This window comes from Arthrobacter sp. Y3221159 (genome assembly GCF_059089885.1).
The window spans coordinates 169,483-188,638 of record NZ_JBNHFC010000002.1; the positions used below are offsets into that span (position 1 = coordinate 169,483).

At 64.3% G+C, this 19,156-nt stretch carries 19 protein-coding genes; 10 read left to right on the forward strand and 9 right to left on the reverse strand.

The window, feature by feature from the left end:
- Positions 1-4: 4 nt before the first annotated feature.
- The 6 genes from AC5RT3_RS03140 to AC5RT3_RS03165 are packed head-to-tail and all read right to left on the reverse strand — an operon-like array spanning position 5 to position 7,210.
- Positions 5-1,513, reverse strand: coding sequence for a CoA-acylating methylmalonate-semialdehyde dehydrogenase (locus tag AC5RT3_RS03140; RefSeq protein ID WP_494009601.1), 1,509 nt, complete (start codon positions 1,511-1,513; stop codon positions 5-7).
- A gap of 32 nt (positions 1,514-1,545) precedes the next feature.
- Complete coding sequence (locus AC5RT3_RS03145; protein ID WP_494009602.1) at positions 1,546-2,529, reverse strand: D-2-hydroxyacid dehydrogenase; 984 nt, start codon at positions 2,527-2,529, stop codon at positions 1,546-1,548.
- Positions 2,526-3,647 (reverse strand): tartrate dehydrogenase, encoded by a 1,122-nt coding sequence (locus AC5RT3_RS03150; RefSeq protein ID WP_494123470.1) that lies wholly within the window; start codon positions 3,645-3,647, stop codon positions 2,526-2,528. The genes AC5RT3_RS03145 and AC5RT3_RS03150 overlap by 4 nt, the downstream gene beginning before the upstream one ends.
- Positions 3,644-5,194 carry an aldehyde dehydrogenase family protein gene (locus AC5RT3_RS03155; protein ID WP_494009604.1) on the reverse strand — a complete coding sequence of 517 codons (1,551 nt, stop codon included), beginning with the start codon at positions 5,192-5,194 and terminating at the stop codon, positions 3,644-3,646. The genes AC5RT3_RS03150 and AC5RT3_RS03155 overlap by 4 nt, the downstream gene beginning before the upstream one ends.
- Positions 5,195-5,230: 36 nt before the next feature.
- Positions 5,231-6,508 carry an NAD(P)/FAD-dependent oxidoreductase gene (locus AC5RT3_RS03160; protein WP_494053286.1) on the reverse strand — a complete coding sequence of 426 codons (1,278 nt, stop codon included), beginning with the start codon at positions 6,506-6,508 and terminating at the stop codon, positions 5,231-5,233.
- Between the two features lie 27 nt (positions 6,509-6,535).
- Entirely contained in the window at positions 6,536-7,210 is a 675-nt protein-coding gene (locus AC5RT3_RS03165) for a haloacid dehalogenase type II (RefSeq protein WP_494009606.1), read from the reverse strand.
- 414 nt (positions 7,211-7,624) lie between these two features.
- Here AC5RT3_RS03165 and AC5RT3_RS03170 point away from each other — a divergent pair, with 414 nt between their 5' ends.
- The 9 genes from AC5RT3_RS03170 (at position 7,625) to AC5RT3_RS03210 (ending at position 17,615) form a co-directional block, all read left to right on the forward strand.
- On the forward strand, positions 7,625-8,554 hold the full coding sequence (locus tag AC5RT3_RS03170; protein ID WP_494009607.1) for an ABC transporter substrate-binding protein: 930 nt from the start codon (positions 7,625-7,627) through the stop codon (positions 8,552-8,554).
- A gap of 50 nt (positions 8,555-8,604) precedes the next feature.
- Positions 8,605-9,501 (forward strand): amino acid ABC transporter permease, encoded by an 897-nt coding sequence (locus tag AC5RT3_RS03175; protein ID WP_494009608.1) that lies wholly within the window; start codon positions 8,605-8,607, stop codon positions 9,499-9,501.
- Positions 9,498-10,265 (forward strand): amino acid ABC transporter ATP-binding protein, encoded by a 768-nt coding sequence (locus AC5RT3_RS03180; protein WP_494009609.1) that lies wholly within the window; start codon positions 9,498-9,500, stop codon positions 10,263-10,265. The genes AC5RT3_RS03175 and AC5RT3_RS03180 overlap by 4 nt, the downstream gene beginning before the upstream one ends.
- A gap of 3 nt (positions 10,266-10,268) precedes the next feature.
- Entirely contained in the window at positions 10,269-11,402 is a 1,134-nt protein-coding gene (locus AC5RT3_RS03185; RefSeq protein WP_494053285.1) for an FAD-dependent oxidoreductase, read from the forward strand.
- Positions 11,403-11,479: 77 nt separating this feature from the next.
- Positions 11,480-12,733, forward strand: coding sequence for an aspartate aminotransferase family protein (locus tag AC5RT3_RS03190; protein ID WP_494053284.1), 1,254 nt, complete (start codon positions 11,480-11,482; stop codon positions 12,731-12,733).
- A gap of 26 nt (positions 12,734-12,759) precedes the next feature.
- The gene (locus AC5RT3_RS03195; RefSeq protein WP_494123471.1) at positions 12,760-14,214 is read left to right on the forward strand and encodes an NAD-dependent succinate-semialdehyde dehydrogenase; all 1,455 of its coding nucleotides are present in this window, start codon (positions 12,760-12,762) and stop codon (positions 14,212-14,214) included.
- Positions 14,215-14,255: 41 nt separating this feature from the next.
- Positions 14,256-14,948: a GntR family transcriptional regulator gene (locus AC5RT3_RS03200; RefSeq protein WP_494009613.1), complete on the forward strand. Its 693-nt coding sequence runs from the start codon at positions 14,256-14,258 to the stop codon at positions 14,946-14,948.
- A 136-nt stretch (positions 14,949-15,084) separates the two neighbouring features.
- On the forward strand, positions 15,085-15,393 hold the full coding sequence (locus tag AC5RT3_RS03205) for a hypothetical protein (RefSeq protein ID WP_494123472.1): 309 nt from the start codon (positions 15,085-15,087) through the stop codon (positions 15,391-15,393).
- 68 nt (positions 15,394-15,461) lie between these two features.
- Complete coding sequence (locus AC5RT3_RS03210) at positions 15,462-17,615, forward strand: amylo-alpha-1,6-glucosidase (RefSeq protein WP_494123473.1); 2,154 nt, start codon at positions 15,462-15,464, stop codon at positions 17,613-17,615.
- A gap of 16 nt (positions 17,616-17,631) precedes the next feature.
- On the opposite strand, the gene AC5RT3_RS03215 is transcribed toward AC5RT3_RS03210, so the two are convergent.
- On the reverse strand, positions 17,632-17,868 hold the full coding sequence (locus AC5RT3_RS03215; protein WP_494102557.1) for a hypothetical protein: 237 nt from the start codon (positions 17,866-17,868) through the stop codon (positions 17,632-17,634).
- Between the two features lie 187 nt (positions 17,869-18,055).
- Between AC5RT3_RS03215 and AC5RT3_RS03220 the strand changes: the two genes are divergently transcribed.
- Positions 18,056-18,214 carry a hypothetical protein gene (locus tag AC5RT3_RS03220; protein ID WP_494123474.1) on the forward strand — a complete coding sequence of 53 codons (159 nt, stop codon included), beginning with the start codon at positions 18,056-18,058 and terminating at the stop codon, positions 18,212-18,214.
- Between the two features lie 168 nt (positions 18,215-18,382).
- On the opposite strand, the gene AC5RT3_RS03225 is transcribed toward AC5RT3_RS03220, so the two are convergent.
- Together AC5RT3_RS03225 and AC5RT3_RS03230 are read right to left on the reverse strand one after the other, a co-directional pair.
- Positions 18,383-18,583: a hypothetical protein gene (locus tag AC5RT3_RS03225; protein WP_494053280.1), complete on the reverse strand. Its 201-nt coding sequence runs from the start codon at positions 18,581-18,583 to the stop codon at positions 18,383-18,385.
- A 74-nt stretch (positions 18,584-18,657) separates the two neighbouring features.
- Positions 18,658-19,077 (reverse strand): YkvA family protein, encoded by a 420-nt coding sequence (locus tag AC5RT3_RS03230; RefSeq protein ID WP_494053279.1) that lies wholly within the window; start codon positions 19,075-19,077, stop codon positions 18,658-18,660.
- Positions 19,078-19,156 lie beyond the last annotated feature (79 nt).

Below are 19,156 nucleotides of genomic sequence, written 5' to 3' on the forward strand. Positions count from 1 at the left end.
GCGTTCAGTTGGACGGGAAGTTGTAGGAGGCGCCGGAGGCGTGGTGGGTTTCGGGCCAGCGGGAGGTGATGACCTTGCCGCGGGTGTAGAAGGAGACGCCTTCGGGGCCATAGATGTGCTTGTCGCCGAAGAGGGAGGCTTTCCAGCCGCCGAAGGAGTGGTAGGCCACCGGTACGGGCAGGGGGACGTTGATGCCGATCATGCCGACGGTCACGGAGCGCTGGAACTTCCTGGCAGCGGCGCCGGAGGAGGTGAAGATGGCGGTGCCGTTGCCGTATGGGTTGGCGTTGATCAGCTTGATGCCGTCCTCGAGGGTGTCGACGCGGACCACGACCAGGACGGGCCCAAAGATCTCTTCGGTGTAGGCGGTCATTTCGGTCGTGACGTGGTCGATGACGGTGGGGCCCACCCAGAAGCCGTCCTCGTGGCCGGGGACCACCAGGTCGCGGCCGTCCACCACCATGGCCGCACCCGCGGTTTCGGCCTCGGTCACGATCCGGACGATGCGTTCCTTGGAGGCCGGGGTGATGACCGGGCCCATTTCGGCGTCGGGGACGGTGCCGTTGTTGACCTTCACGGCCAGGGCACGTTCTTCGACCTTCTTGACGATCAGGTCCGCGGCGTCGCCGACGGCGACGGCGACGGAGATGGCCATGCAGCGTTCACCGGCCGAACCGAACGCGGCGGCGGCGAGGTGGTCGGCGGCGTTGTCCAGGTCGGCGTCGGGCATGACGATGGCGTGGTTCTTCGCCCCGCCCAGGGCCTGGACGCGCTTGCCGTGCTTGGTGGCGGTTTCGTGGACGTACTGGGCGATCGGGGTGGATCCGACGAAAGAGATGCCGTCCACGTCCGGGTGGGTCAGCAGCCCGTCGACTGTTTCCTTGTCGCCGTGCAGGACCTGGAACACACCGTCCGGCAGGCCGGCCTCCTTCCAGAGCTTGGCCAGCAGCAGTGACGGGGAGGGGTCGCGCTCGGAGGGCTTGAGGATGAAGGCGTTGCCGGTGGCGATCGCCATCGGTGCCATCCACAACGGCACCATGACGGGGAAGTTGAACGGCGTGATGCCCGCGACCACGCCGAGCGGCTCGCGGAAGGAGAACACGTCGATGCCGGTGGACACCTGGTCCGAGTAATCACCCTTCAGCAGGGTGGGGATCCCGCAGGCGTATTCGATGACCTCCAGGCCACGGCCGATTTCGCCCTTGGCGTCGGAGAGGACCTTGCCGTGCTCGGCGGTGATGAGGGCGGCGAGTTCGTCCACGTGGGCGGCGACGAGTTCGCGGAACTTGAACAGCACCGCGGTGCGCTTGGCCAGGGAAATGTCACCCCAGGTGTCGGCGGCCTTCCGCGCGGCGGCGACGGCGGTGTCCAGGTCGGCACGGTTGGCCAGGCGGAGCTCCGCGGTCACCTTGCCAGTGGCCGGGTTGAACACCTGGCGGGTTTTGTCACCGGAGCCGACTGCCTCCGTACCTGCGATAAAGTGCGGGATCCTGGTGAGGGCGATCGTTGGCATGGCGGAGTTTCCTTAGAGAGATGGGAATACGGTCAGGAAGTTGGGACGAATCCGAGGGTCTTGTCCACGACGTTTTCGAGTGGCTCGCCGTCGCGGTACCGTTTGAGGTTCTCCACGAAGAGTGCGCCGAGATCATCGAGGTAGTCCTCGGTGTCCCCGCTCATGTGCGGCGTGATGATCACGTTCTCCATGTCCCAGAGCGGGTGCCCCTCGGGCAGCGGTTCGGGATGCACAACGTCCAGTGCGGCTCCGGCAATTGATCCGGCGGCCAGGGCATCGACCAGCGCGCCAGTCTGGACGATTTCGCCCCGTCCCACATTGATCAGGCAGGCAGTGGGCTTCATGGCCGCCAAGACCTCCGCGCCCACCAGCCCCTTGGTCTGCTGGGTCAGCGGCGCGGCAAGGACGACGTAGTCGAAACCCGGGACAATCCGGGCCAGCTCGCGGGACGAATGGATCACGTCAAAATCGGCGTCGCCGGGCCGGCTGCTGCGGCCCGCACCGCTGACCTGCATGCCGACGGCGCGGAACAGCGAGGCGATCTCGCGCCCGATGGAGCCCGTACCCACCACCAGGGCCCGCTGCCCCTGGATCTTCCGGCTGGTCCGGTGCTCCCACCGCTGCACCCGCTGCCGCCTGAAGGAGCCCTGCGAATCCTTGGCCAGGTCCAGCACAAAGCCGAGCGCAAACTCGGCGATCGCCCGGCTCAGCACGCCCCGCGAGTTCGTGTACTGGATCTTGCTGCGCACCAGTTCGTCGAACATCAGCTGGCTCACCCCCGCGGCGGACACATGGACCCACCGCAGCGATGACGCGGCACCCCAGTTCTCACGCAGCGCCGGGGAGAACGAATGCCACTGGTACAGCACATCGGCGCCGTCCATCGCCCCGGCCAGTGTGTCGGCCTTGGCCAGGCGGACCTCGGCCAGCGCCTCGATCTCAGCAAGCCGCGGCGGCAGGGCCTCCCGGTACAGAACTGCAACAACGGGCTTTGCGCCCGCGCCCGCTACGCTCATGAGGCCGACGCCGGTGCTGCCGCCGGCCCGCCGGGTACCCGCGCATCGATCGCGTCCAGCGCGTGGTAGACGTCGATGGCGGCCAGGACCGCGGCCGTGAACTCCGACGTCGAGGACGGGCCTCCCACGTCGCGGGTACCAAGGCCCTCCCGGAGCACCGACTCGAAGGCGAGCTGCAGGTGCTCGGCAGCCTCCGGGTGGCCGAGATGCTGGAGCATCATCGCACCGGACCAGATCTGGCCTACCGGGTTGGCCAGCCCCTTGCCCGCGATGTCCGGCGCCGAGCCGTGGACCGGCTCGAAGAGGGACGGGAAGTCGCCATCCGGATTCAGGTTGGCGCTCGGGGCCAGGCCGATGGACCCGGTAACCGAACTTCCCAAGTCAGAGAGGATGTCGCCCAGCAGGTTTGAGGCCACGATGACATCCAGCGTCCAGGGCTTCAGCACCAGGTGGGCGGCCAGCGCATCCACCAGCTCGCTGACCAGGGTCACGTCCGGGTACAGCCGGGCCGTTTCCTCCACCACTTCATCCCAGAACGGCATGGTGTGGATGATGCCGTTGCTCTTGGTTGCCGAGGTCAGCAGGCGGCGGCGGGACGAGGCGAGCGCCGCCGCGAAATGGGCTGCCCGTGACACACCCTGGCGGGTGAAAATCGTTTCCTGCACAGCGGTCTCGTGCGGCTGCCCGCGGTAGGCGCGGCCGCCCACCTCGGAATACTCGCCCTCGTTGTTTTCCCGGACGATGAGGATGTCGATCGGTTCCTTGGACGCAAGCGGCGACCGCACGCCGTCGAGCGTTTTGACCGGGCGGAGGTTGATGTACTGCTGGAACTCCCGGCGGATGGGAATCAGCAGGCCCCACAGCGACTCCGTGTCCGGAACCTCGGGGGAACCCACGGCGCCCAGGAAAATCGCGTCGTGCCGGGCCAGCTGTTCCAGTCCGTCCACCGGCATCATCCGGCCGTGCCGGAGGTAGTAGTCGGACCCCCAGTCGAAGTACGTGAACTTCAGGTCCAGGGAATGCAGCTCCGCGATCCGTTCCAAGCACGCAATCGCGGCCGGTACAACCTCCTTGCCGATGCCGTCGCCGGCGATCACCGCAATGCTGTGTGCTGTCATGAAGAAACGCTCCGTTCCGGGGTGGCCACCTGGTGCTGCCGCTGCATGGGCGCCCCGGCAAGGTTGACGATGGTGTTCTTGGGCTCGGTCATTTCCCGCACAGCGTGCCGGACGCCCTCCCGGCCCACACCGGATTTCTTAAAGCCGCCGAACGGCATGGAATCGATCCGCACGTCACTCGTTTCATTGATGACCACCGAACCCACGTGCAGTTTTTCGGCTATCTGGAGCGCAAGATCGATGGACCGGGTGAAGACGCCGGCCTGCAGTCCATACTCTGTAGCATTGGCGGCGAACACCGCGTCCTGCACCTCGATGAACGGCAGGATGGATACCACCGGGCCAAAGACTTCGTCGCGAATCACCCGGCAGGCGGAAGGCACGTCGGCCAGCACTGTCGGTTCGTAGTAGGCCCCGCGCCGCTGCCCGCCTGCATGAACAGCGGCGCCGGACGTCTTGGCTTCCTCCACCCATTCCTCAACCCGCCGGGCCTCAGCCTCTGAAATCAGGGGACCCACGTCAGTGCCGCGGTCCAGCTTGGGACCGGTCTTCAGTTGCCTGGTGCGCGCGGTAACGAGCTCCAGCACGGTATCGAACAGCGACGTGTGCACGTACACCCGCTGCACCGACAGGCAGTTCTGGCCCGCCACCCCGAAGGCACCGGCCACAATCGCCTCGGCCGCAGCCTGGGCGTCCGCGTCCGCGCACACAATCGTGGCGTTGTTTCCGCCCAGCTCGGAAAGGATCTTCTTCCCGCCCGCTGCCGCGGCGATCCGCTCCGCCGTCGCCGGACCGCCCGTGAATGAAATCAGGTCCACGCGGGGATCAGTCACCAGCGCCTCGGAGACGCCAGGACCGGACACGATTGCGGCGATCCGGCCGGACGGGACTCCCGCCTCCAGCAGCAGCTTCACCAGCGCCAGGCCTGTCAGTGGTGTCCGATGTGAGGGTTTGAGTACGACGCCGTTGCCTCCGATGAGCGCCGGGCCCAGCTTGTGTGCCACCAGGTTCAGCGGGTCATTGAAGGGCGTGATTGCCGCAACGATGCCCACCGGCTTCCGGCTGTACCAGCCGATCTTGCCCGCACCGGCCATGCTGTCCTCAAAGCCCAGGGTCTCCCCTGCCAGTTCCACGGAGGCGGCGGCGGAAAGCCGCAAGGTTTCGGCGGCGCGGCGCACCTCGCGCTCGGCCTCGGTGATGGTCTTGCTGCTCTCCGCCGCGATGATGTTTGCGAACCGCTCCGCCTGCTCCCCAAGGAGCAGCACCGCCTTTTCCAGAGCCTCCCGCCGGGCCCGCAACGGCCACTCCTCCGCCTGGAGCTGACGCTGGATATGGGCGATCGCGCGCTCCACGTCCTGCGGCGTGGAACTGCACACCCGCCCCAGCAGGACGCCGTCCTCGGGATCCCGCACCTCCAGGGTCATGTCGGCGGTGTGCCACTTTCCCTCGAAGAAGGCGCCGCCCGGAAGGTTGGCGAACTGGGTGCGTTTGAAGGCAGTTTCCTCGGTGTTTTTTGGGCGCGCTTCAGCGACCGGTGTTGTTGGCATGGGAACCCTTTAGGTTGGCGAGCTGGTGAGTTTGGTCTATTTGACCCGGTCGATGACCTTGGCGGCGGCGCCGATGAAGGGCAGGAACCACGGCGGGCCGAAGTGGCCCGGCACTGGCGGGTTCTTCAGGTCTTCCCACACGTTGGCGCTCTTGTCGCCGGCCATGTAGTGGGCCATCCGCTTGCCCATGTGCGCCGCCATCTGGACGCCGTGGCCGCTGTAGCACAGCGAGTAGTAGAGCCCGTCATGGACGCCGGCGTGGACCATCTGGTCCATGGACAGGTCCACCAGGCCGCCCCAGATGTAGTCCACCTTGGCGTTGGAGAGGTAGGGGAACAGATCGAGCATTGCCTTGCGCAGGATCTCCGCGCTCTTGACGTCCGAGTCGGGGCTGGACAAGGCAAAGCGGGCGCGGCCGCCGAAGAGGAGCCTGTTGTCCGGGGTGATCCGGAAGTAGTACGTGAGCATCTTGCTGTCCGAGGCCTGGCGCCGGTTCGGCAGAATCCGGTTGATCACGTCTTCGGGGAGGGGTTCGGTGCAGATGATGAAACTACCCACCGGGATTACGCGGCGCTGCATCCACGGGGTGATGTTGCCGGTGTATCCGCTGGTGGCCACCAGGACCTGCTTGGCCCGGGTGATCCCCCGGGTGGTGTGCACGTCGTGGACGGTCCCGGAGATCCTCTTCAGCTCGGTGACCGCTGCGTTCTCGCAGATGTCCGCGCCAGCTGCAACGGCAACCCCTGCCAGCCCGTGGACGAACTTACCCACGTGCAGGCCTGCGCCCATCGGATCCAGCATCGCACCCTGGTAAAAATCGGTGCCGATTTCGCTGTGGATCTCGGACTTGGGGATGACCGTGACATGGTGGTCGGCGAGCTTTGCCAGCAGCTCCTGGGACTTCAGAAACCCGTCGTAGTGGGACTTGTGGAACGCCAACGAGAGCTTACCGAACCGCTTGTAGTCGCAGTCGATCGCATTGTCCTGCACGAGCTTCTCGATGCTGTCGATCGCGTCGTTGTACTCGTTGAACATCTCGACGGCGCGGGCTCCCCCGTAGCGCTTGACCGCGGTGCTGAAACCGATGGCCAACCCGGTAGTCGCCATTCCCCCATTACGGCCGGACGCGCCCCACCCCACGGTGTGGCGTTCAAAGACGGCAACGCTCGCGCCCTGCTTGGCGAATTCCAGGGCCGCGGAGAGGCCGGTGAAGCCGGCTCCAATGATGGCCACATCAACGTTTTCCGGTACCGGTGTGCGCCGGTAGTCTCCGGATGCTTCGGCAGTGTCCAGCCAGTAAGGAATGAGTTTCACGGGGTGACCTTTCGTCGCGTCGTCGGCTTAGAGGCCGAGGTGCTTGTTGATCTCGTCCAGGGACTTGGCAGTGTTGAGGTCGTAGCCCGGGCCAATGGGGTCATAGCCACGGTCTAGCATCCAGAGGTTCCGGAAGCCCATGTCGTGCATCGGGTGCATGTCGTAGCGGGTGTGCGAGGAGACGTGCAGGAAGTCCTCCGGCCTGGCGTTCAGGGTGTCCAGCATGTATTCAAAGGCCTGGTAGCGCGGCTTGTATGCCTGCGCCTGCTCAGCTGTCAACACGGCGTGGAAATCAGCGCCGAGCCTGGGAATGCTGATGTCCAGGAAGCTGTCATCGGCGTTGGACAGTGCCACCAGCTTGTAGTTGTCGCCCATCAGCTTCAGCGGAGCCGGCACGTCATCGTGCGCAACCCAGCCGCGTACTGCCTCAGCGAACTCTGCGCCCGCACCGGGAGTCGGCCCAATGCCCCACCGCTTGCACACCCGGTCAAAGGAGTCCTGGAGGATCGCTTCGTAGGGCTTGTAGTCGCCGAGGACTTCGTCGAACCGGTACCCGCGGAACTGCTTCTTGAAGGTGGGCCACTGCTCTTCGGAGATGCGGCCATCGAGCAGGCGACGGGTGGTGGGGTCGATGTCGAAGTTGATGAGTGTGCCGTAGACATCAAACGAGATGTATTTCGGCCGGAAGTTGGTCTCTGCCATGTTCTGTTCCGTTCTTGATCAGGAGGTTGGAGCGGGCATCCCTTGAGGCGGGAAGTTTTGTGACGGACATGCGACCGGGAAAGGACTGGCGCAAGCCGGAAGATCTCCTGCCCGATACGTCGACTGTAGGCGGCCAAATTGTAAATTGTCAACAACTTTTCACGCTCGCGGACTCGCCGCCGATACTCACCCGGCGAGAAAAATTGTTGCTGTGAATTGTTGACAATCTACTTGCGAGGGGGTTGCATTGCAGTAGAGGCCGAAGAGACACGGATCACAAACACGGCCTGAACCGATACTGAAGACGCCGCTCCCCGCATTCCCTTTGCTCCCTTGCACAAGGCGCCAATTCAATTCCAAATCACCGTGGCGACACCGCAGTCCCCCGGCTCAAATCCTAGAAGGAAGACATCCATGAAGACCATTAACAAACTGCAGACCGCAGCCGTAGGGCTCGCCGCTGTACTGGCCCTGAGCGCCTGTGGTGGTGCAGCCGGAGTCAGTTCCACAACGGAAGAGACGAAGTCGCTGACCAACAACACCAGGGATATTTCAGAAGGCGTTCAGCCTGATGCAGCCGCCGTGGCACTGCTGCCGCAGTCCTACAAGGACAAGGGTGAGCTTACAGTTGCGATGGACCTGCATTACCCGCCCACCACTTTCCTCGCCGAGGACAACCAGACCCCGATCGGCCTGAACCCGGACGTAGCCCGGCTCGTTGCGAAGAAGCTTGACCTGAAGCTGAAGTTCGTGGACACGAAGTTCGACACGATCGTCCCGGGCCTGGATGGCGGCCGCTTTGACTTCACCGCCACCACGATGTCGAAGACCGAGGAACGTCTCAAGGTCCTGGACATGATCGATTACTTCAAGGCCGGCAACTCGGTGGCAGTGGCAGCCGGGAACCCGTTGAACCTCACGATGGAGACCCTGTGCGGGAAGAACATCGCCGTGACTCAGGGCTCCACGGGCCAGCTCAAGCGCCTCCCGGCCCTGAGCGAGCAGACCTGCACCTCCAAGGGACAGCCGGAGATCAACGCCGTGACCCTGCCCAACGTCCAGGAGGCCCTGACCCAGCTGCACTCCAAGCGGATCGACGGCGTCCTGTATGACACCACCTCCCTGGGATGGGCACAGAAGCAGCAGCCGGACTCCTTCACCCTCCTTGGGCGGGTCAACGTCGGATCCAGCGACTTGGCCGCCATCGGCCTGAAGAAGGGCTCGGAGCTGACCCCGGCCATGCAGGCAGCAATCCAGTCAGTCCTCGAGACCCCGGAGTACAAGGAGTCCCTGGAGACCTGGGGCCTGGAGTCCGGCGCCATTACCGACGCCAAGCTGAACTAGCGGGGCGCCCCCCAATGGCTACAGCTATCACAAAAGGAAGTGAAGCAACGATGGACAGCATTGATCCGGCCCTGAAGCCACGGCTTCGGCTTCGGACCCGCGCCGAGTATGCCGGGTGGATCTTCAGTATCCTCGTGGGCATCGGGATCCTCTCCTCCGTCCTGACCAACCCCAACTTCAAGTGGCACGTCGTCGCGAAGTACTTCTTTGCCGAGTCGATCCTGCGCGGGCTGATGCTCACCATCTTCCTCACGGTCGCGTCCATGGCCCTGGGCACCCTGCTCGGGCTGGCCCTGGCGATCATGCGCTCCTCGCACGTAAAGCCGGTTTCCATCGCCGCCGGGCTCTACATCACGTTGTTCCGCGGCACCCCGGTGCTGGTGCAGCTGATCTTCTGGTTCAACATCTCCGCCCTGTACCCGGACCTGAGAATCGGTATCCCGTTCACCGACATCGGTACCGCCGTGGACACGAACGCGATCATGGGCCCCATTACCGCAGCCCTGGTCGGCCTGACCCTGAACGAGGCCGCCTACATGGCCGAAATCATCCGCGGCGGTTTCTCCTCTGTCGGTAAAGGCCAGATCGAAGCCGCAGACTCCCTGGGCATGAGCGCCGGCACCAGGATGCGCAAGGTCATCATCCCCCAGGCCATGCCATCGATCATCCCGGCCACCGGCAACCAGGTCATCGGTATGTTCAAGGGAACCTCCCTGGTCAGCGTCCTGGGCGTCGCTGAACTGCTCCAGAGCGCCCAGCTCATCTACGCCCGCACCTACGAAACCATCCCGCTGCTGATCGTCGCCAGCCTCTGGTACCTGGTGATGACCCTGCTGCTGAGCTACCCCCAATCCAAGCTCGAACAGAAATACTCCCGCGCGACCTCCCGGCTTCCCCGCAAAGCCAAGCCGGTCGTGCTCACTGATCCGGAAGGTGCTGCCCGATGAGTAACGACGGCACGATCGTTGCCCAGAAAATCCGAAAGTCCTTCGGACCCAAAACCGTCCTCAAAGACATCAACCTCGAGATCGCCAGCGGTGAAATCTGCTGCATCATCGGGCCCAGCGGCTCCGGCAAGTCCACCATCCTGCGCTGCATCAACGGCCTGGAAACCGTCGACTCCGGAGTCCTGAAAGTCAACGGCGAAGACTTCGGCTACTACGAAACGGCTACCGCCTACCACGCCCTGCCGCCCAAGAAGCTCGCCGAGCAGCGCACCAGGGTGGGCATGGTGTTCCAGCAGTTCAACCTGTTCCCGAACATGACCGCCCTGGAAAACGTCATGTCCGGGCCGGTCCTGGTCAAGGGCGCGGACAAAAAAGAATCCGCCAAACGCGCCCACGAACTGCTCGCCAGCGTCGGCCTGGCCGGGTTCGGGGACTACTACCCCGCCCAGCTCTCCGGCGGCCAGCAGCAGCGCGTCGCGATCGCCCGGTCCCTGGCCATGGACCCCGAGATCATGCTCTTTGACGAACCCACCTCGGCCCTGGACCCCGAAAAAGTCGGTGAAGTCCTCGCGGTGATGAAAGACCTCGCCAAGAAAGGCATGACCATGGTCGTGGTCACCCACGAAATGGGCTTCGCCCGCGAAGTGGCCGATTCCCTGATCTTCATGGACGACGGCTACGTCATCGAACGCGGTGACGCCCGGGAAGTCCTCACCAACCCCCAAGAAGCCCGCACCAAGGCCTTCCTGGACCAGGTGCTGTAGACCATGAACGGAAAACTCGCCGTCATCGGCCTGGGCAGCATCGGCTCCATGGCCCTCTGGCAGGCCTCCCGCCTCACCGACTCCGTGACCGGTTTCGAAGCACAGACTCCCGCCCACGGCCGCAGCGCCGTGGGCGGGGACACCCGCCTGTTCCGCATGATCTACCGCGGCACCCCGGACCTTTACCCCATCCTGCAGCGCTCCCGTGATCTCTGGGCGGAACTGGAAGCAGAAACCGGCCAGGACATCCTCACCCGCTGCGGCGGCCTGTCCATCGGCACCAAAAACGGCCCCTACCTCACCGCCCTGCTCGAAACCACCGCGGCGAACAAAGCCGACCATGTCATCCTCTCCCGCGAGGACATGGCCGACCGCTACCCCCAGCACAACCTGCGCCCCGACGACATCGCCGTCTACGACCCGCACGCCGGCGCCCTGCGCACCGACCGCGCCGTCACCGCCGCCATCCAAGCCGCCCAGGCCAACGGCGCAACCATCCACACCAACACCCCCATCGACACCATCACCGAAACCAACGACGGCGTCACCATCACCTCCGGCGCGAAGACCTGGACCTTCGAAAACGTCATCATCGCCTCCGGCGGCTGGTCCCAACGCCTCATGCCCGACCACCTCACAGCAGCAACCCAGACCAAGCGCGTCTTCCTGACCTGGTTCGTGGCCCGGGACGCTGCCCAATTCGCCCCGGAAAAGTTCCCCATCTTCATCCGGATCCACGCGGACCGCTCCATGTACGGGGCGCCCGCCGTGGACGGAGCCACCGTCAAAGCAACCCTGGACGGCCGCGGCAAACCAACACCAGACCCCAACGCAGTCCCCAGGGAACTCACCCAGGCCGAAATCCAAGAAACCACCGAAACCGTCACCGAATTCCTCCCCGGCCTCCACCCCAACATCGTCCGCTCCGACGCCTTCCCGGACCTTTTCACCACCGACTCCCAGCCCTTACTGGGCTTCCTGGGCCAGTCAAGCAGGATCTACGCCGCCACCGGCTTCTCCGGCGCCGGGTTCAAAAATGCCACAGGCTACGGCGAAATCGCCGCTGGCGAGGCACTCGGCAAGGCATCGTACGGCGGCCTCGATTTTGTCCGTCCCCAACGGTTCGGTACCAACTAGCCGCCGCAGGAAAACTTGCGATACCACCCGGTGTCGCCTATTGTTGACAATCTACAATTAGAAGAAAGTAAGAAGACATGGCAACCCTGAGCCCCATCCTGAAGCAGGCGACTCCTGTTGTCGTCGACCATGCCTCCGGCAGCTGGATCCACGCCACCGACGGCAAGAAGTATCTTGACTTCACCACCGGGATTGGTGTCACCAGCACCGGCCACTGCCACCCCGATGTTGTGGCCGCGGCACGCGAGCAGGTGGGCAAGATTGTCCACGCCCAGTACACCACCGTGATGCACCAGCCCCTGCTGCAACTCACGGAACTGCTGGGGGAGGTCCTGCCCCAGGGGCTGGACAGCGTCTTCTACGCAACTTCGGGATCAGAAGCCGTGGAGGCCTCTGTCAGGCTGGCCCGGATGGCCACCGGCCGGCCGAACATCATCTCCTTCCAGGGCGGATTCCACGGACGGACGGTCGCGGCAGCGTCCCTGACCACCGCCGGAACCAAGTTCCGGTCCGGATTCTCCCCCCTCATGAGCGGCGTGCACGTCGCGCCCTTCCCGCACTGGTACCGGTACGGCTGGGACGAGGAAACCGCGGTCAGCTTCGCCCTCAAGGAACTGGACCACATCCTCCTGAGCATCAGCACGCCCGCGGACACGGCCGGCTTCATCATCGAACCTGTCCTGGGTGACGGCGGCTACATTCCCACTCCCCCTGCCTTCCTGCAGGGCCTGCGCGAACGCGCCGACCGCCACGGCATCGTGCTCATCCTCGACGAGGTCCAGGCCGGCGTCGGACGCACCGGCAAATTCTGGGGACACGACTGGGCAGGCATCACCCCTGACATCGTCATCACGGCCAAGGGCCTGGCCAGTGGCTTCCCCATCTCAGCGATCGCCGCCTCAGCTGAACTGATGGGCAAGGCCTGGCCCGGCTCCCAGGGCGGAACCTACGGCGGAAACGCCGTCGCCGCTGCAGCCGGCGTCGCCACCCTCGGGGTCATCCGCCGGGAAAACCTGGTGGAAAACGCCCTGCAGCGAGGCGACGAACTGCGCGCCGGACTCGACAAGCTGCAGACCGAGTTCGCCGGCATCGGCAACGTCCGCGGACGGGGCCTGATGCAGGGCGTCGAATTCACCGCCGCGGACAACACCCCGGACGCCGCCACGGCGCTGGCCGTCCAACAGGCCGCCATCAAGGAAGAACTGCTCCTCCTCACCTGCGGCCCGCACGGCAACGTCGTCCGCATCATCCCGGCGCTCAACGTCACCAGCGACGAAATCCAGGCCGGCCTGACCAGGTTCACCCAGGCCCTCAAAACTGCCACCTCCTAATCGCCCTTGATCACTGAAAGATCACCATGAACTCCTCCTTTGATCCCAACAGCCTCCACACCGGGCTCTTTATTGACGGAACGTGGCAGCAGGCCACCGACGGCGCCACGTTCGCCGTGGAAAACCCTGCAACCAACGAAGTCATCGCCCACGTAGCCGACGGCGGGCCCGAGGACGCCGTGCGGGCCATCGAAGCCGCCGGCCGGGCCCAGGCGGCCTGGGGCAAGTCCACCCCGCGCCAGCGGGCCGACATCCTTCGCCGCGCCTATGAACTGGTCACCGCCAATACCGACCATCTCGCGGCGATCATGACTGCCGAGATGGGCAAGCCCCTGGCCGAAGCCAAGGGTGAAGTTGCCTATGGCGCTGAGATGCTCCGCTGGTTCTCCGAAGAAGCCGTCCGCATCGGCGGCGACAGCACGGTATCCGTGGACGGAACCACGCGCATCCAGATCACCAAGGAACCTGTGGGACCCTCGGTGCTGGTTACTCCCTGGAACTTCCCCCTTGCCATGGGTGCCCGCAAGATCGCCCCTGCCGTCGCCGCCGGCTGCACCATGGTGTTCAAGCCGGCAGAGCTCACACCGCTCACGTCGCTGGCACTGGTGGCCATCTTCAAAGAGGCAGGGCTTCCCGACGGCGTGCTCAACGTCGTCACCACGGCTTCGGCTTCCAGCGTGGTACGCACGTGGACGGACAGCGGCATCGCCCGCAAGATCAGCTTCACCGGTTCCACCGAGGTGGGCAAGGTCCTCCTCCGGCAGGCGGCCGACAACGTCATGCGCTCATCCATGGAACTGGGCGGCAACGCACCTTTCATCGTCCTGGCCGATGCTGACATCGAAAAGGCCGTTGACGGTGCCATGAAAGCCAAGATGCGCAACATGGGCGAGGCGTGCACCGCAGCCAACCGCTTCTTCGTCCACAAGTCCGTGGTGGAGGAGTTTGGCGAGAAGTTCTCCAAGAAGATGTCAGAATTGCAGGTGGGCAACGGCGCTGTGGCGGGCACCGACGTCGGGCCTCTGATCGAGCAGAAGGGGCTCGACAAGGTCGAAAGCCTCGTCGCTGATGCGACGGCCAGGGGTGCGCGAGTGCTGACCGGAGGAACTCGGCCGGAAGGCCCCGGGTACTTCTTCACTCCCACGGTCCTGATGGATGTTCCCAGGGATGCCGAACTGATGAGCACGGAGATTTTCGGGCCGGTGGCAGCCATATCGTCCTTTGACAGCGAAGACGAGGTCCTCAGCCTGGCCAACGACACGGAGTGGGGACTGGTGGGCTACGTGTTTACCGAGAGCATGGAAAAAGCCATGCGCTTCTCGGCGGAACTGGAGGTTGGAATGGTCGGGATCAATACCGGCATCGTCTCCAACCCTGCCGCACCCTTCGGGGGCGTCAAGCAGTCGGGCCTGGGACGCGAGGGCGGAAAAGTGGGAATCGACGAATTCCTGGAGTACAAGTACACAGCAATAGCGTTCTAACAAGAATGCAATCTGCCGAAGCATGAAATGAGGGGATGTCAATGGCGGCACCGGAGGCAACATTCGTACTGGAAGGTCGCCCCACGGCGCAACTGATCGCCGACCAGTTGCGGGAGCTGATCGTCCAGGGGGCTTTCAGGCCCGGGCAGCAGGTCAACGAATCTGCGCTGGCCAGCCAGCTCAATACCTCGCGCGGGCCGCTGCGGGAAGCTCTGCAGCGGCTCTGCCAGGAAGGCATCCTGGTCAGCAAGCGCAACCGCGGGGTTTTCGTACTGGAGCTGACGGCGGATGACGTGAAGGAAATCTACGCCGTCCGCGAGGCTGTGGAGCTCGCTGCCGCCAACACCCTCCTCAACTCGGACCCCGAGCAGGTTGCTGCCACCTGCAGGGAACTCAAGGGCATCATCAAAAACATGGCCAAGCAGGTGAAGGCCTCAGACTGGCAGTCGCTGGCACGGCTGGACATGCAGTTCCACACCACGTTCGTGTCAGGCACCGGCAACACCCGCCTGATCCGGATTTATGAGACACTCGCGGCCGAATCCCGCATGTGTATCCTCGGGCTGGAAGTGGCTTACCCGCGCATCGACGTCCTGGTACAGGAACACCAGAAGATCCTCGACCACCTGGAAACAGGCGATCGCAACGGACTCCAGCATGCCATTGAACGCCACATGCAGAAGGCGGTGGAGGACCTTACGTCTGATCCTGAAGCAGCCGGGATCAGCGCCTAGAAGCAAGGACCCGCTGAACCACTGCATAAATAAGGGCCCAGTTCCAACGGAACTGGGCCCTTATTCAACCACACTTATTTCCATGACCGCCTGCTGCCACTGGCGCCAGCTGCCGGTCAGCAAGGAGCACTCACACATGAAAGACAACCGGGCCATTCCCGCCTTCGAAACCCGAGCTGCCCGCAGGCTCCGGGAAACCATGTGGTCATCCTTGGAGCCGGGCGACCTGGTGACACTGGGCCGGCAGGGCTTTGACCATTACAGCGGGAGGGTGGACGAACGTACCGCCGACGGCCGGACAATCTGGGTGGTGGACCGCATCGGGGACCGGCGGCTCTTCCACATCGACGACGACTACGACCTCTCCATGGGCATTAAGTCCGACGCCGGCGCGCGGCTCTGGCCTGCAACGGGCGGCAAGAGTAGCCTCAGGCATACCACGTAGAGGACGGCCAACCAGCCCCCAAACCCGGAGCGGTTGCCCGTCAGGCAGTTCCCCGAGGAGGCCGGGCAATGGCTGGATGGAACGCGGACACGGCGGCGGGACCACTTGGCGCCGGCACGGTCACACTGGTGGAAGGCACGTCCTTCTGCATCTCCCTGCCGAACGGAGACATCTACCCGGAACATCCGCACGGGCTCTTCTTCCAGGACACCCGCATCCTGTCCAGGTTGAACCTGGCCGTCAACGGGCAGCCCCTCGAATCCCTGGCGGCCCAGACGAAGGAACCATACAGGGGAATCTTCGCCTGCAGGGTCGCCAGATCGGACGGCTACGCGGACAGCCCGCTCATCGTGGAACGCAGGCGGGAACTGGGGATCGGCATCGTGGAACACATCACCGTCCATAACCACTCTACAACGACCGTGGAATGCGCGGTCTCACTCACCGTCAGCTCTGATTTCGCGGATGTCTTTGAAGTCAAGGAAGCCCGAACCCCGCGGGAGTGGGCAGAGACCCGTGAGTTCGACGGAAAGACCCTGAGCATCAGCGGCCGCTGGCACGAAGTCCGGAAGTCCGTCGTCGTAAGTTCGGCTACCCCCTGGAACGCGGAGGGTGAGGAGCTGAAGTGTGTCACCACCATCCCGCCGCGCGGCGAGTGGAACACGGTCCTGACAGTGGCGCCCGGCTCCGGGGCCGCCACGGCCCCCATTGTCCGCCCGGCCGAAGGCGAACTGTCGCGCAGTGACCGCCGCCGGCAGGAATGGGTGGCCAAGATCCCCAAACTGCATATGGGTAACCGGTCCGTCGAAAGGACGCTCCGCCGCAGCTATGACGATCTTGGCGCCCTCCGCATTGAAGATCCAAACCACCCGGAGCGCATTGTGGTGGCGGCCGGAGCGCCCTGGTTCATGACGCTGTTTGGCCGGGATTCCCTGTGGGCCTCGGAGATGGCCATGCCTGTTGACCCGTCCCTGGCGCTGGGCACCCTGCAGACGCTTGCTGACCGGCAAGGTGCCGTGGTGGACCCCATCAGCGAGGAGGAACCCGGGAAGATCCTGCACGAGGTGCGGCTCGACGTCTCCAGTTCCCTGGCACTGGGAGGCAAATCCATCTACTACGGCAGCATCGACGCAACGCCCTTGTTCGTGGTGCTCCTGGGGTCGGTAAGCCGCTGGGGTTTCGCCAAGGACACCATCGCAGCGCTGCTTCCGCACGCCGACAGCGCCCTGGACTGGATACGGGACTACGGCGACAGGGACGGCGACGGCTTTGTGGAGTACCAGCGCCTCAATGACCAGGGACTTATCAACCAGGGCTGGAAGGATTCCTGGGACGGCATCAACTTTGCTGATGGAACACTCGCAGAGCCACCGATCGCTCTCTGCGAGGTCCAGGCGTACGTCTATGACGCCTATATGGCCCGCTCCTGGATCGCCTATGACACCGGAGAGACAGCCCTGGCGGCCGAGCTCGCGGAGCGCGCTGCGGAGCTGAAGGCGCGGTTCAATGAAGAGTTCTGGATGCCGGACCGGGGATACTACGCCATCGCGTTGGACGGCAAGAAGCGGCAGGTAGATGCCTGCGCATCCAACATGGGACATTGCCTGTGGGTGGGTCTCGTGGATGAGGACAAGGCTCCGCTGGTTGCGGAACGGCTGATGTCCCCTGAAATGTTCAGCGGCTGGGGCGTCCGCACCCTGGCCACGGACATGGGCGCCTACAACCCGGCCAGCTACCACAATGGCTCGGTGTGGCCGCACGACAACGCCGTGATCGCGGCAGGCCTGATGCGCTATGGATTCGTTGAAGAGGCGCAGCGCATTTCCACCGCCCTGTTCGAAGCCGCCGAATACTCCGAGGGCCGTCTGCCTGAGTTGTTCTGCGGATTCAGCAGGGAGCAGTACGGCGAGCCCGTACCCTACCCGACGGCCTGCTCGCCCCAGGCCTGGGCCGCGACGTCACCTATTCAGCTGGTGACGAGCCTGATGAGATACGACGCCAACGTTGCCCGCGGGGGGTTCTGGATGGATCCCCACTTGCCGCCGTCCTACGGTGACTTGCATATCAGCAATGCACCCATGGCCGGAGAGCGGGTCACCATCGATATCGCCAACTCGGTACCCACCGTACGGGGACTTCCGAAGGGGATGGTGTTCCATCGGGGCCACCGGCCGTGGCTGACCGAACTCGTGGCCGAGGCCGCGCTGCGCAAGGAGCAGTAAGGGCCTTCAGTTCCGCCTACTGGCTGGAAGCGAAAACAGCTGCGGGCCGAAGGCTCCGGCTCCCGGCAGCTTTCCCCAGCATCCACAGCACGGGCTCGCCGCATGAAGCGGGCATGAGTTCCCCCTTCGTGATGAACCGTGCCGCTGCCGGATCACCGGCGGCTGACCACCACCCGGTTTTGGGGCAGTGATGGCCAGTCCGGCTCGTTTCATCAAGCTCGAAAGCAGGAGTGTCGATGCGCCGTTTCTTCATCGTGTTTCCTTGGGGCTGGGTCCGGTTGGAAGGACGGGGTGAGCTGCTAACGTTCCCAAGCTTAGCAATTGTCAACAATCTACAACAGATCTACGCGCTAGGATTTTTCGCGTTTTTGAAAGCGTTGCAAATCCCTGCCACCGATGCAGGAGCAGAGCGGTGCCGGGTATCCGGGCCGCCGGCATTCATGCAGATCAGAACCAGGGCGGCGAACTTCGTCGCCGGGCATACAGGGGCAGGGGCTCGGGCCACTCTCCCCGCCAGGTTCGAACTGGGGACTTCCCCGTCCACGCCGCCGCTCTACCGCTCCTACCTTGCCCAGAGCGGCATCGCCTGGTTGGGGTGAAGCCCCCGCGCGAGTCAGGCTACAGCGCGGGGGCTCCCTGTGCTTCCTAGTTGGGGAAATAACGTGGAAACAAGAAGAATTTACCGGCCGGCAGGAACTTGAAATTTCCAAAACAGGCCGGTTTGGGGAATCTTGAGGAAACCTTGAGCAGCGCCGCCAATCGGGCGGTTAACTGCCCGGTTCCTCTGTGGAGTCCGGGTCCTCCTCGGGCTCGAAGGTGTTGGGTTCGGCGTCCACGCTGATGCCGATGCCGTCGCCGCCCCGTGGGATCCCGCCGTCGTTCTTGTCAGGTGCCGCATTGCCCGCGGCGCCTTCCACGCCGTCCTGCGTTTCGTCGTCGGGCAGGGAATCGGGTGAGTTGATTGTCATCGCTCCTCCTTCATTGGCCGGGCCTCCACGCTAACAGCCCGCGGCCGGAAAGGCGCCGGTAGGGACAACAAAATTTACTGCGTCCGCCCGATGGGCCTCGCCGCCCGCAGGATGACGTCCAGCCCGGCGGGGCTGCCAGGCCCGTGCCTCCGGACCGCTGCTTCGCCGGCGCGCTTGATGACCGAGCGCATGACCAGGGCCACGATCACGGCGTCGTCCGCGTATCCGATCACGGGGATGAAGTCCGGGACCAGGTCGATGGGCGACAGGAGATAGGCCAGCAACAGCACCAGCCGGACGCGGACGCCGACGGCGACAGTACGGTCCGCCGCGAGCCCGCGGATGAGCCGCAACAGGTCCGGCAGCAGCCGCAGGGCGTCCTTCATGGAGACCGTTTCGGGATGGCGGCGGGCGTACACCCACAGGAGGAACAACAAAACGGCGTATGCCAGCAGGATGCCTGCCACTATTCCGGCAATGGTCTCCCAGTGCACTTTCGTCTCCTCCCGTTTGGGGCTATAACCTCCGGCGCCGGAACGAGACTACGCCAAGGCAGGGGACCGGCAACGCTTT

Coding starts and splice junctions, on each gene's coding strand:
- AC5RT3_RS03140 (WP_494009601.1), bottom strand. CDS start 1,513: ATGCCAACGATCGCCCTCACCAGGATCCCGCACTTTATCGCAGGTACG.
- AC5RT3_RS03145 (WP_494009602.1), bottom strand. CDS start 2,529: ATGAGCGTAGCGGGCGCGGGCGCAAAGCCCGTTGTTGCAGTTCTGTAC.
- AC5RT3_RS03150 (WP_494123470.1), bottom strand. CDS start 3,647: ATGACAGCACACAGCATTGCGGTGATCGCCGGCGACGGCATCGGCAAG.
- AC5RT3_RS03155 (WP_494009604.1), bottom strand. CDS start 5,194: ATGCCAACAACACCGGTCGCTGAAGCGCGCCCAAAAAACACCGAGGAA.
- AC5RT3_RS03165 (WP_494009606.1), bottom strand. CDS start 7,210: ATGGCAGAGACCAACTTCCGGCCGAAATACATCTCGTTTGATGTCTAC.
- AC5RT3_RS03170 (WP_494009607.1), top strand. CDS start 7,625: ATGAAGACCATTAACAAACTGCAGACCGCAGCCGTAGGGCTCGCCGCT.
- AC5RT3_RS03175 (WP_494009608.1), top strand. CDS start 8,605: ATGGACAGCATTGATCCGGCCCTGAAGCCACGGCTTCGGCTTCGGACC.
- AC5RT3_RS03180 (WP_494009609.1), top strand. CDS start 9,498: ATGAGTAACGACGGCACGATCGTTGCCCAGAAAATCCGAAAGTCCTTC.
- AC5RT3_RS03185 (WP_494053285.1), top strand. CDS start 10,269: ATGAACGGAAAACTCGCCGTCATCGGCCTGGGCAGCATCGGCTCCATG.
- AC5RT3_RS03190 (WP_494053284.1), top strand. CDS start 11,480: ATGGCAACCCTGAGCCCCATCCTGAAGCAGGCGACTCCTGTTGTCGTC.
- AC5RT3_RS03195 (WP_494123471.1), top strand. CDS start 12,760: ATGAACTCCTCCTTTGATCCCAACAGCCTCCACACCGGGCTCTTTATT.
- AC5RT3_RS03200 (WP_494009613.1), top strand. CDS start 14,256: ATGGCGGCACCGGAGGCAACATTCGTACTGGAAGGTCGCCCCACGGCG.
- AC5RT3_RS03205 (WP_494123472.1), top strand. CDS start 15,085: ATGAAAGACAACCGGGCCATTCCCGCCTTCGAAACCCGAGCTGCCCGC.
- AC5RT3_RS03210 (WP_494123473.1), top strand. CDS start 15,462: ATGGCTGGATGGAACGCGGACACGGCGGCGGGACCACTTGGCGCCGGC.
- AC5RT3_RS03215 (WP_494102557.1), bottom strand. CDS start 17,868: ATGAAGAAACGGCGCATCGACACTCCTGCTTTCGAGCTTGATGAAACG.
- AC5RT3_RS03220 (WP_494123474.1), top strand. CDS start 18,056: ATGCAGATCAGAACCAGGGCGGCGAACTTCGTCGCCGGGCATACAGGG.
- AC5RT3_RS03225 (WP_494053280.1), bottom strand. CDS start 18,583: ATGACAATCAACTCACCCGATTCCCTGCCCGACGACGAAACGCAGGAC.